Here is a 12,570-nt window from a genome sequence, read left to right as displayed (position 1 = left end):
CGAAAGCATGCAAGGGATTCAGATAAGATAGAAGGGGAAAAGAAATGCGGTACGCAGAAACAGGTTATAATCTGGAAGTCGATCTGACCCGGGGCAACATTGAACGGGTGGAGACCGACCCAAGAGACACCGAGCTTTATCTGGGGGGGCTGGGTACTAACGCCAAGATTTTATGGGATCGGGTTCCTCCCGAGGTTGAGCCCTTTTCTCCTGACAATCTGCTGATATTCGCCACCGGCCTGTTATGCGGTACACCCGCCATCGGTTGCAACCGAACCATTGTTTCCACCATTTCTCCGCAGACCGAGTTGATGGCATTTTCAATGATGGGGGGATTTTGGGCGCCCGAATTGAAATATGCCGGGTACGATAAAGTCATTCTTCGCGGCAAGTCCCCTGATTTGGTTTATTTGTGGATCAAGGATGACCAGGTCGAAATACGGGATGCCGTGCATCTGAAGGGAAAAGGCGCTGTTGAAACGGCAGAGCTTATCCGACAGGAGCTGAAGGAACCCAAAGCGCAGGTGGCGGCGATTGGCCTTGCCGGTGAAAACAGGGTCTATTTTGCCTCCATCGAGCAGGGACGGTCCAGTGCCAGCCGGGGCGGCATCGGGGCCGTGATGGGAGACAAAGGCGTAAAGGCGATTGTGGTTCGTGGGACCAAGGACGTCAATGTCGCCCGACCGGCCGAATTCATGGGGCTGTGCAACGACGTCATGCAGTATATCAAATTCCGCAATGAAAATCCGATTCCGGGGGTCATGCCCATTTTAGCCGGATTAGGCTCACCGCAGGAGATGAAAGTCCATGATGAAAAGTGGCACACCGAAAATTTCATGTGGGGAAATTCCCGTGTCCGCAGAAAAGATTTTTGGGACGAAGACGTCGCTAACGCTTGGACCAAGACGCTGGACACGATGCGTACACGGCTGATCAGTTGCTATAACTGCCCGATGACATGCGGGGCAACCATTTCTCCTCCGGGACTGCCCACCTACATGATGAAATGCTTCTCAAAGCTGACCTATACCATGGCGGCCTTTTCCGATCTGGAATTCGGTCTGGGTATCGCCCAAAGCGCCACCGAGTACGGCGTGGATGGGTTCTCGGCCCCGCAGGTGATGGCTTTTGCCCTCGAGCTTTACGAAAACGGCATATTGACTGACGATGATTTCCCCGGCATGCCCTCCGATAATGAAGGGAGATTTTACTGGCTGCTCGACAAAATCGTACGGCGTGAAGGGATCGGCGATGTTCTGGCCAATGGGACCTACTGGGCGGCCAGACAGATCGGCAAGGGTGCAGACGCTTATGCCCACAACAACATTAAAAAGCATGAGCAGCTGCCGCTCAAGCTGTCCATGCTGAATCCGATTTACTTCCTCATGTATGCGACCGGGGAGAAAATGAACATTACCCAGATAGAAGGGCAGTTCCCCCAGGCACCTTTTCCAAAGCTTGAGCAGAGAGAGGCGTTTGTAAAGGATTGGTTCCATGTTCCGGATGAAAAGTTCAAACAATATTTTCTGGACTGGGAACCCCGCGGAGAAAAATCGATCCCTTATTACCCGACGCCCGAGATGTGCTGCGATATTGTCGACTGGCAGGAGCGGATGCATTACATCGATGATGCCCTCGGGATGTGCGCCGGTTTGTCCTCATTTCCTCTGAAACCTCCGTATCATATACACAACTACCCCAAATTTATCGCATCCGGCGCCGGGATCGATATGGATGAAGCCACGCTCACGCAGGCCGCCAAGCGCTACCGGACCTTAGTCAGGGCCAACAACATACGAAGAGGCATGCGCAGAAAAGACGAGAAGCCGCCGGAGAACCATTGGAAGAAACGATTTCCCGAGCTTGAAGAAAAGCTCCTGGATACCTATTACCGATTCAAGGGCTGGAATGACCAGGGCATTCCCACCCAGGCGTCTTTGCATGAATTGGGGTTGGATTACGTATTTGAAGAATTCGAAAAAAGAGGGGTTTATTCAGAAACCGGAGATCCACCGTCCAAAACGACCCTAACGGAGAAAGACAAGGAGGTGCAGCCGTGACGGGTGAGAAGAAAAAGAAGATCATTAAAACCATAAAAATTGATGCTGACAAATGCAATGGCTGCCGGGCCTGTGAGGTCATTTGCTCCGCCTTTCACGCGGCGCCGAAATACAGCAGCAACAATCCGGAGCGATCGCGTATCCGGGTGATTCGTCATCCCCTGAAAGATATATATGTTCCGGTATATGCGGGTGAGTATGCGCCGGCAGAATGTATGGGCAGGGACAAATATGTGATTGACGGAAAGGAATACGACGAGTGCGCCTTCTGCAGGTCGTCTTGTCCGTCCCGGGATATTTTCAAGGAACCCGATTCCGGCCTGCCCCTGAAATGCGACATGTGTGAAGGGGAAGACGAACCCTTGTGCGTCAAGTGGTGCATCAACGATGCCCTGATTTTAGAGGAAAGGGAAGAGGACGTTGAAGACGTGGAGGAGCGTGAGGAGTTGGAGATCGGTTTGGCGTCGCTGGCCAACAAACATGGATTGCAGAAAATTTTAGATACCGTTGCCAGGATGTCGCTGGCCAAAAAGGGATAGAAGAGGATAAAACAAACCAGTGGAGACGGTAGCCGATTACAAAGAGATCGTCGACGAAATCAACGCAAAAGGTGGAGACGCATTTAAATTATGTTTTCAATGCGGCTTGTGCGATGCGGTCTGCCCGTGGAATCGGGTTATTTCCTTTAGCATGCGCAAGATCGTCCGCGAGGCCACCTTCGGTATGACGGATATTGAAAGTGAGGATATCTGGCGTTGCACCACCTGCGGCAGTTGCCCGCAGCAGTGCCCCAGGGACGTCAGACAGATCGAATCCGTGGTCTCCCTGCGCAGGCTGGCCACGGAATATGGAATTTTCCCCAATGCCGTCAAGCCGCTGCGCACCGTAAGCGCAAGCCTTACCGGTGCAGGCAATCCCCTGGGTGAAGAACGAAAGACCAGGGCCGATTGGGCGAAGGGCCTTTCTGTAAAACCATTCACCGAAGAGATGGATCTTTTATATTTTCCCGGCTGCTATTTCAGCTATGACCCCCGCTTGAAAAAGGTGGCTGTCGCCACTGCCAAGATCCTTAATAAGGCGGGAATCGATTATGGCATCCTGGGTGCCCAGGAGAACTGCTGCGGCGAAAGCATCCGCAAGACGGGCAACGAGGAACTGTTTAAACGACTGGCCCGGGAAAACATCAAAACGTTTGTCGACCATGGTGTGAAGAAAATCCTGGTGTCTTCGCCCCATTGCTACCACACCTTTAAAAATGAATATCCCGAATTCATGGTGAACTTTGAGGTGGTTCATATCTCCCAGTATCTGTGCGAGCTGATCAATTCAGGCCGGCTCGAAGTCACCAAGGAATATGGAAAAAAAGTGACTTATCATGACCCCTGTTACCTGGGTCGGCATAACGGCTTATATGACGAACCCCGGCAGGCCTTGACCCGGATACCCGGCCTGGAATTGGTTGAGATGCCTGACTCGCGGTCAAACAGTCTCTGTTGCGGCGGGGGAGGGGGCCGGATCTGGATGGAAACCCCCAAGGGTGAACGCTTTTCCGACATCAGGGTAGAGCAGGCCATCGCGGTCGGCGCTGAGGTGCTGGTCACCTCCTGCCCCTATTGCATCGCCAATTTCGAGGACAGCCGATTGGCCCTGAAGAATGATGTGACCCTGGAGATCAAGGACATTACCGAGATTGTCCGGGAAGTGATTTAGGCAGAGGAAAAAATCCGATAAGGAATTAAAAACGTGGAAAAAGAACAGATTGATCAGCTTTGCAGTCATCTGGAAGGTAGTAATTTTGGAGACGTCATGGTGGTCGGCGGTGGGATCAGCGGCATTCAAGCCTCGCTTGATCTGGCCACGGCGGGGTTCAAGGTCTACCTGGTGGAAAAATCGCCTGCCATTGGCGGCCATATGGCCCAGCTTGACAAGACCTATCCCACTAATGACTGCTCCATGTGAATACTTTCTCCCAAACTGGTCGAGGTCGGCCGGCATCCAAATATCGAGGTCCTGAGCTATACTGAAGTCGACAGTATAGAAGGGGAGGCGGGAGACTTTTCGGTAACCCTGATCAAGAAGCCCAGATACGTTGTCGAGGGCAAATGCACGGGTTGTACGACCTGCGTGGAATACTGCCCGGTCGAGTATCCCGATCAATTCAACCAGGATATATCGAGCAACAAAGCCGTTCATATATACTTCGCGCAGGCCATTCCGCTGATTGCCTATATTGACAACAGCTGCCTTTACCTTAAAGAGAAGAAATGTCGCATTTGTGAAGGCGTCTGTAAAAATGACGCCATTGATCTCCATCAAACCCCGCAGAAGGTTAACCTGAACGTCGCGGCGATCCTTCTGTCTCCCGGATTTGAAGTGTTTGACCCCAAAATCAGGGGCGAGTACGGCTACGGAAAGATGCAGAACGTGGTAACCAGTATGGACTATGAACGGCTGCTATGTGCCACCGGGCCATACGAAGGTGAGATCCGGCGTGCTTCCGACAAGCGTCACCCCCACAACATCGCCTGGATTCAATGCGCCGGTTCCAGGCGCGTTACCCCGGGCAACAACAGTTATTGTTCATCCGTATGCTGCACCTACACCCAGAAACAGGTGATCTTGACCAAAGATCATGACGAAGCGGCAGCCTGCACGATATTCCACAACGATATTCGTTCCTATGGCAAAGGCTTCGAACCTTTCTTCCAAAGGGCCGAGAAACTTCCCGGGATCCGGTTTATAAGAAGCTTCGCCTCAATCGTAAGGGAGGATCCGGAAAGCGGGAATGTAATCGTAAAATATGCGACTACCGATGATGGCGTAAAAGAGGAAGAATTCGACCTGGTGGTATTATCGGTCGGACTGAACCCGCCTGCTGATGCCAAAGAGCTGGAAAAGAAGTTCGGCATCGAGCTTACCGCCCACGGATTCTGTAAAACGCGTCCTTCCAATCCCATGGAAACCACTCGGCCGGGGATTTTTGTCAGCGGTGCTTTTCAGGGGCCGATGGATATTCCCGAGTCGGTTTATACTGCCAGCGCAGCCGGCGCCCAATGCGGCGAACGCCTTGACCACAGACGCGGGAAACTCACCCGGGCAAAGAAATACCCCCCCGAAAGGGATGTCTCCACGGAGGAGCCACGCATCGGCGTCTTTGTGTGTCACTGCGGCACCAATATCGGAAGGGTCGTGGATGTGCCTTCCACCGTTGAATATGCCCTGACCTTGCCCCATGTCGTCCACGCGCAGGAACAGCTGTTTTCGTGCGCCACCAATTCGGCCAAAGAAATAACCGACATGATCAAGGAAAAGGGGCTCAATCGTGTGGTTGTCGCTGCATGCAGCCCCAGGACCCTCGAGCCGCTGTTCCGGGAGACCCTTCGGGAAGGGGGAATTAATCAATACTTCTATGACATGGCCAATATCAGGGAACACTGCTCCTGGTGCCATTCTAAGGAAAAGGAGGCGGCCACCCGCAAGGCGAAGGACATCACCCGGATGTCGGTCGCCCGGACGGTGGCTTTGGAGCCCCTGCAGGAGTTCGACCTGCCGGTCAACAAGGCGGCCCTGGTGGTCGGCGGCGGAGTGGCGGGCATGACCTGTGCACTGTCCATCGCCGACCAGGGACATGAGGTCTATCTTCTGGAAAAGGATGCGGACCTGGGCGGAATGGCCAGAAGAATCCATTTTACGCTGGACGGGCAGGATATTCAGGCCTATTTGCGCAGCCTTGTGCGCAAGGTGTATCAGCACCCCTTAATCCATGTATATACCGATGCAACCATCATTGAAGCGACCGGGTATGTCGGGAATTTCGTAACCACGGTGGCGTCCGAGAGAGGGCGTACACCGATAACGCATGGGGCAGCCGTCATTGCAGTCGGTGCGGATGAATACCGGCCCGCCGAATACCTTTATGGAGAAGATGATCGGGTCGTGACCCACCTTGAGCTGGGAGAGCGGATCGCCCGAGCCGACGAAAAGGTGATTCAGGCGACCGGCATCGCGATGATCCAGTGCGTCGGCTGCAGGAATGAAGACAGAAATTACTGCTCCCGGGTCTGTTGCAGCCATGCGGTAAAAAACGCCTTGAAACTGAAAGCGATCAACCCCGATATGGACGTCAGCATTCTCTTCAGGGACATGCGGACCTATGGCTTCAATGAGGATTATTACCGGGAAGCGTCGAACAATGGCGTCCGTTTCATCCGATGGGAGCCGGATGACAAACCCCGGGTCGAAGCCGTGAAAGCCGATGGCCGTGACGTTTTAAGAGTTATCGTGACCGATCCTATTTTGGGCCGGGAGATTGCTATTGACGCCGATTTGCTGGCACTGGCGGCCGCGGTCATTCCCTCGGTCGGCGCCCAGGAAATATCCCGATTCTTCAAAGTGCCTGTGGGTCCGGATGGCTTCTTCCAGGAAGCCCATGTCAAGTTAAGACCGGTCGAGTTTGCTGCAGACGGCGTTTTTCTTTGCGGAATGGCGCACTATCCCAAGCATATCCCGGAAGCGATCAACCAGGCCTATGGCGCGGCAGGTCGGGTGCTGACCCTGCTTTCCCATGACATCGTCACCGTTTCTGGCTCGGTTTGCGAGGTGACTGAGAAGAAGTGTATGGGCTGTGGGGCCTGTATCTCGGTATGTACCTACGGTGCCATCGAGTTTCGTGAGACACGGCAAGGCAAAAAGGCTGTGGTCAATCCGGTGATCTGCAAAGGTGATGGCCTTTGTAACGCCGTGTGCCCGACAGGGGCGATTATTCTGAAGCATTTCACCGATGAAGCGCTCTTGAGCCAAATTGATGCGGCGGTTGAAGAACCTGCAGAAGCGCATTGACAACTACGCCGGGACTGCCGGCAGAGGAGATGACGACGAATGAGTACCGGACCCCTATTCAAACCCAGAATAATCGGTTTTGTATGCCATTGGTGAGCATACGGCGCTGCTGACCTGGCTGGAGTTTCCAGACTACAATATGCAACCGATATCAGGCTTGTTCGGGTCATGTGTTCCGGCAGAGTCGACCTGGGATTTATCCTCCGGGCCTTCTCCAATGGCGTCGATGGGGTGTTTGTTGGCGGCTGCCGATTGAACGAATGCAATTACATCACCCATGGTAATTACCATGCACTGAACCTGGTGCTTTTATGTAAAAAAATATTGGCACATATCGGGATAAACCCCGAACGTTTGAGTATCTCGTTTATGTCCGGCGGCGAAGGGATCCGTTTTACCGACGTCGTAGACGATTTTGTTCAGAAGGTGAAGGCCATAGGACCGCTTGGAAAAGCCGAAGGCATGGGAAAAGATGAACTGGCGTCCAAACTTGAAGCCGTTACCCGGCTGATCCCTTACATCAAGATCGTCAAGCGGGAGAAACTGGCGGCACGTCTTGAAACCGAAGCAGCGTATGACGGATATTTCACCGGCGACGAGGTCGATCGGCTGTTTCGCGAAGTCGTTTCGTACCATATTGATCCGCAAAAGTGCCAGGCCTGTATGATTTGCCTCCGGAAATGTCCGGTGGAGGCGATTGTCGGCGGTAAAAAACAGGTCCATGTCATTGACCAGGACAAATGCATCAAATGCGGAACTTGTTTTGAGGCCTGCCCCCCTCGCTTTGGCGCGGTGGAAAAGATTACCGGCGAGCCTGTTCCGCCCCACCTTTCTGAATAAGAAAAATTTGTTTTTTAGCAACGATCCTTTGATCAACAGCGGTAACCGTTTCAACATTTTTGTTGAATCATCAAATAGGACCCGAAAGAGAAATGAGGCCCCATGAACGAGAGCACCATTAAAATCAGACTCATGAAGGCTGACGATTTTGACGCGGTGGTCGGGATTGACGAGAAAGTCCTCAAGACATCACGCCCGGAATATTATGAAATGAAATTTGAAAAACTTTTTAAATCGCAGGACTATCTCCCTACGTCGCTGGTGGCAGAGGATGCGGTTGGAACGGTGGTGGGGTTTGTCATGGGGGTGCTCTATGTGGGGGAATATGGCATTTTCAAGGAAGAGGCAAGCCTGGACACCATCGGCGTGGATCCTGGTTGCCAGCATAAGGGTATCGGTGAACAGTTAATAAATGAATTCATGGATCATTTAAGGAAACTCGGCGTTCGAAAAGTAAATACCCTGGTCGACTGGAATGATTCCAAACTGATCCAATTCTTCAGCGCGAACCACTTTAACCCCTCCAAAACCATCAACCTGGAACGAAGCATTTGATCCGGCTGGGGGAATACAATTTTGACGATCGGTGTTAAAGACACCGGATGGCCACGCACCGAGCGGCTAGAGTTCCTTTTTCAGATTGATGAATTTGCTGCGGTCGAATCCCAGGGTCTTGAAAAATGAGAGTAAATCGGTCGAGTCCCAGCGGACAGAGGTGTAAACGCGGCTGATTCCCATGCGCTTGTAGAGCTTGAAAATCTCACGGGCCAGCCGGTCGCCGATTCCCTGGCCCATGAATTCCGGATCCACGCCAAGGGTGGCGATCCAGGCGCTCTTTTCGATGCCGAAACCAAATGTGAGGATATAGCTGATCATGAATCCGATGACGCGGCCGTCCAGCTCGGCCACATAGCAGATATCGTTTTCGGTCCGGGCATGCTTTTCGATCAAGGCTTTAAAGTCAGGATCCACCGGCTTGCGGACAATGGATGCGTAGATGTCGGCGATGTCATCCGTATCTGATGCTTCAAGTTCTCTGATCCGAATATTTTCCACGTAAACGGTCCTTTTGTTTCAATTGCGTGATTGGGTTAATCGACTCGGATGATCTTCACATGACGGCCCACCCAGTCCGGCGGCAAATATACCCGGCCGCTGTTCCCACTGGATTTTACCAGCTTTTCGATCATCTCTTCCCCGTATATTTCGAACTTTACTTTTGTGGGCGGTAGGCTGGGCGGCGCTTCGGCCATCTGGTTTTTTTTATCGTCTGCCACGATGAGTGCCCGTCCCTTTCAAATTACTGGATTTCGGTTATTTCGAAGGTATCCGGATGGTTTCTCTTAACATTCGGGCCGGAAGGGGTCAAGCCGGTTTAGCTAAAATGTCGCTGTTTTTCAGCTGTCGTGAAGGGGGTTGCCCTGGCCCCGATGACGGCGTATGGGCACGCGATGAAAACTGTCGGGGCCGAACTGCCGGATCATGGGACCGTAATCGGCAGCGCCATTCTTTTCGATTTCAATCCCGGTTTAGCATTAAAGAATTCCATAGAACGGTCGATCTGAAAAGAATCAGAAGTACCGTATGATTGACTCTATTTTGCATGCGTTAAGCCAGACCGTGAGTCTGTCTTTTTTAAGGAGATCGTTTTGCTGAATCAATTAAGCCTGATAAAAAAGTTTGTTATCGGATTTGCATTGATCCTGATTCTGCTGGTTGCTCTGGCGATTGTGGGCTACCGGGGCCTTTCGGGCGTTGTTGAACACACGCGGGTCTCGGATTCGGTAAGTGCCATTGGCGCCCACCTGACCCGTGCGCGGCTATACGAACAGGGGTTCATTATCAGCCGCCACGCTGAAGGGGTTAAAAATGTTCGCTTGGCCCTGGAGGAGATGAAGGACGAAATCGCCCGGGCCGAGTCCGCTTATCCGGATGAGGCCTTCCGAACGCGGCTGTCTGCGATTCGATCACGTATGGCCGACTATGAACAGGCGTTTGACGCATTTGTCGTATTGGTCGTTGCACAATCGGAAAAGGCCACCCGAATGAGCGAAAAGGCCCGATCCGCCCTTGACCTGACCTCACGGATTCGGAACCAGGAACAAACCCAACTGGAAACCATCCGCCAGAACAGCCAGACGGTCATCGCCCGGAAAACGGCATGGGTCGATGCTGCCGCGCAAGTATACAATACAGCGCTGGAAGCCAGGGTAAGCCGGGTCTCTCTCATGAACAACAACGAGCTGAGCACCATGGCACAGTGGAAAGGTGCCAACCAGAAGCTCGAAGGGGAGGTGGTTCAACTCCGATCCGAGCTCAAAACACCCGAAAATGTAAAACTTGCCGATCGAATTCTGGAGTTGCAGAAGATTTACATCGACGCTGTGCTGGGCTACCTGCGGACCCTGCAGTATGAAGATCTCAACCGCATGATCAAATCGGTGAAAGATTACACGTGGTCCATCACGTCCCTTCAGTTCGAACTGCGGCAGCAGCTGGATTTTTTTCGTGAAGACACCCAGATTCTGATCGATGAAAAACTGGCCGTAACCCATAGCGTCAATGCCATGGCCAACCTGCTGATGAACGCACGACTGCTGGAAAAAGAGATCGTTGCCGAACGGGATACCGCAATCGCTTCTGACGTGACCGAAAAAATGAAAGGGATTTATGCTGCCGGAGAATCGCTGAAAGCGCAGGTTGAAAACGAAGACATTCACGGGCAGATTGCGCCGATCATTGCCGCTGCGGCTGAATATGAGGCTGCCTTCAATGAGACCGTGGATCTGATGAACAGCCAGCGCCAGGCTGAAAGCCGGATGGCCAGCGCTGCCCGGGAGGTGGGGCAGGTGTGCACGGCGGCCAGGGCGGAGCAGCAAGCCAAGGTGGACAACCAGATTGCCAGGTCCAATCTCTTCATGCTGGTCGGAACGCTGGTGGCCATCGCCGTGGGCATTCTCTGCGCCGTTGCCTGCGCCGTTGTCGTCGTGCGCCCGGTGCGGCGGACGGCCGATATGCTCAAGGACATCGCCCATGGTGAAGGCGACCTCACCCGACGGCTTGCCGTAGACAGCAGGGATGAGATCGGCCAGATGGCCGGATGGTTCAACGCCTTTATTTCCAAACTGCATGATATTGTCAGGAACATCTCAGAATATTTTGAAACGGTGAGTGCCTCGGCCAACCAGCTGCAGGTCATTTCCCGGCAGATGGACGCCGGCGTCCGCGACATGGGCGACAAGTCCGCTGCCGTTGCCAGGGCTGCCGATGAAATGAGCCAGAACATGAACTCGGTTGCCGCCGCCAGTGAACAGGCATCGACCAATGTCGGTTTGGTGGCGTCGGCGATGGACAACATGAATCAGACGGTTTCAGACATCGGCAAGAGTTCCGAGAAGGCACGGACCGTTACCTGCCGGGCAGTGGCGGAAGCCCGGCAGGCATCGTCAAAGGTGGACACCCTGGGTCATGCCGCTGCCCAAATCGGCAAGGTGACCCAGGTCATCACGGACATTTCCGATCAGACCAACCTGCTGGCGCTCAACGCCACCATCGAGGCGGCCCGCGCCGGAGAAGCCGGCAAGGGATTTGCCGTGGTGGCCAACGAGATCAAGGACCTGGCCCGGCAGACGGCCGAGGCCACCAAGGATATCAAACTGGAAATCGAAGGCATCCAATCCTCCACCGCCGAAACGGTGTCGGATATCAGCCGCGTCGCCGATGTGATCGGCGAAGTCGACGACATCGTGTCCACCATTGCGTCGGCAGTGGAAGCGCAGACCACCGCTGCGGCAGAGATCGTCGAGAACGTGACGCAGGCTTCTGCCGGCATCATGGATGTCAATCGGAATGTGGCCCAGAGCAGCGCCTTTTCGAGGGAAATTGCCTCGGATATCGCCAAGGTCAATCGAATTGCCGGTATTCTTGCCGATAACAGCTCAACGGTGAACACCAATGCCGGGGACCTCACCCGCCTGGCTGAAGATCTGAAGGTCATGATCGGTGAATTCAAGGTGGAACGGTCCGATGATGCCGGTGCAGCCATTTCGGCCGACGCGTCGGATCTGGTCGTTTGGGATGCCAGCATCCAGTTCGGGATCGATACCATCGACCGGCAGCATCACCGGTTGGTCGATCTGATCAATAACCTTCACGGCGCCATGCGCATGCGTGCCGGGAAAAAGGTGATGGGACCCATCCTGGAAGCGTTGGCCGAGTACACCGTGCGGCATTTCAAGGAAGAGGAACAGTTGATGGCCAAGGCGGGTTTTGCAGAACTGGCGGGCCATAAACATCTCCATGAAAAGCTGGTGGGGCAGGTCATGGATTTTAAAAACCAGTTCGAATCGGGCAGCGCCACGGTGACCATGGATGTGATGAATTTTCTGAGCGACTGGCTGGTCAACCACATCAAGGGTGTTGACCGTCAGTACGTGCCGGCGCTAAAAGGACAGCGATTATAACCAACCATCGGTTATCCAATGCACAGCCCACGAATCAACCTCGTCCGCCTGGAGGAGGGGCTTTCTGCGGTCTACCTGCGCCTGGTTGGAGTCAGCATCGAGCATCTGCTTTGGGACGACGTTAGTAAAAGGTATGACAAACCCGGGACCCTTTTTTATTGCGATCCGCCTTATTATTAAGCAAAATAACAACCGCTTCCACAACAGACCGGGCTACAGCGGCCCGATTTTAAACTCGCTCATGTGAAGCAAAATATATTGCTCTTTTAAAATGCCGTCACAGACCGCCACCCGGCGTGTGAAGCGCACGTTGGGACTTAATACATACACCAAGGCTTGAAATAGCATGATAACCGTGTTATTGTGAT

Annotated in this window: 9 protein-coding genes; 7 read left to right on the top strand and 2 right to left on the bottom strand. The window is 53.4% G+C overall.

What is annotated here, in order from left to right:
* The first annotated feature begins 44 nt into the window (after positions 1–44).
* The 6 genes from ACHZBS_RS00720 to ACHZBS_RS00695 all read left to right on the top strand — a co-directional run bounded on the left by ACHZBS_RS00720 (position 45) and on the right by ACHZBS_RS00695 (position 8,294).
* Positions 45–2,060 carry an aldehyde ferredoxin oxidoreductase N-terminal domain-containing protein gene (locus tag ACHZBS_RS00720; protein ID WP_319404622.1) on the top strand — a complete coding sequence of 672 codons (2,016 nt, stop codon included), beginning with the start codon at positions 45–47 and terminating at the stop codon, positions 2,058–2,060.
* Positions 2,057–2,599 carry a (4Fe-4S)-binding protein gene (locus tag ACHZBS_RS00715; protein WP_319404621.1) on the top strand — a complete coding sequence of 181 codons (543 nt, stop codon included), beginning with the start codon at positions 2,057–2,059 and terminating at the stop codon, positions 2,597–2,599. Before ACHZBS_RS00720 ends, ACHZBS_RS00715 begins: the two co-directional genes overlap by 4 nt.
* Before the next feature lie 19 nt (positions 2,600–2,618).
* Positions 2,619–3,770 (top strand): (Fe-S)-binding protein, encoded by a 1,152-nt coding sequence (locus ACHZBS_RS00710; protein ID WP_319404620.1) that lies wholly within the window; start codon positions 2,619–2,621, stop codon positions 3,768–3,770.
* Positions 3,771–3,803: 33 nt separating this feature from the next.
* Positions 3,804–6,899: an FAD-dependent oxidoreductase gene (locus ACHZBS_RS00705; RefSeq protein WP_394707957.1), complete on the top strand. Its 3,096-nt coding sequence runs from the start codon at positions 3,804–3,806 to the stop codon at positions 6,897–6,899.
* Positions 6,900–6,938: 39 nt separating this feature from the next.
* On the top strand, positions 6,939–7,739 hold the full coding sequence (locus ACHZBS_RS00700) for a hydrogenase iron-sulfur subunit (protein ID WP_319404619.1): 801 nt from the start codon (positions 6,939–6,941) through the stop codon (positions 7,737–7,739).
* A gap of 102 nt (positions 7,740–7,841) precedes the next feature.
* Entirely contained in the window at positions 7,842–8,294 is a 453-nt protein-coding gene (locus tag ACHZBS_RS00695; RefSeq protein ID WP_319404618.1) for a GNAT family N-acetyltransferase, read from the top strand.
* A 66-nt stretch (positions 8,295–8,360) separates the two neighbouring features.
* Here ACHZBS_RS00695 and ACHZBS_RS00690 read toward each other — a convergent pair whose 3' ends face one another.
* Together ACHZBS_RS00690 and ACHZBS_RS00685 are read right to left on the bottom strand one after the other, a co-directional pair.
* Positions 8,361–8,795: a GNAT family N-acetyltransferase gene (locus ACHZBS_RS00690; RefSeq protein ID WP_319404617.1), complete on the bottom strand. Its 435-nt coding sequence runs from the start codon at positions 8,793–8,795 to the stop codon at positions 8,361–8,363.
* Between the two features lie 35 nt (positions 8,796–8,830).
* The gene (locus ACHZBS_RS00685; protein WP_319404616.1) at positions 8,831–9,016 is read right to left on the bottom strand and encodes a DUF2080 family transposase-associated protein; all 186 of its coding nucleotides are present in this window, start codon (positions 9,014–9,016) and stop codon (positions 8,831–8,833) included.
* Between the two features lie 372 nt (positions 9,017–9,388).
* Here ACHZBS_RS00685 and ACHZBS_RS00680 point away from each other — a divergent pair, with 372 nt between their 5' ends.
* Entirely contained in the window at positions 9,389–12,202 is a 2,814-nt protein-coding gene (locus ACHZBS_RS00680; RefSeq protein ID WP_319404615.1) for a bacteriohemerythrin, read from the top strand.
* Positions 12,203–12,570 lie beyond the last annotated feature (368 nt).

This window comes from uncultured Desulfosarcina sp. (genome assembly GCF_963664155.2).
GTDB lineage: Bacteria > Desulfobacterota > Desulfobacteria > Desulfobacterales > Desulfosarcinaceae > Desulfosarcina.
Note: the sequence above shows the minus strand (reverse complement) of the source record. Positions and strands in the feature narration are given on the sequence as shown.

Coding starts and splice junctions, on each gene's coding strand:
- ACHZBS_RS00720 (WP_319404622.1), top strand. CDS start 45: ATGCGGTACGCAGAAACAGGTTATAATCTGGAAGTCGATCTGACCCGG.
- ACHZBS_RS00695 (WP_319404618.1), top strand. CDS start 7,842: ATGAACGAGAGCACCATTAAAATCAGACTCATGAAGGCTGACGATTTT.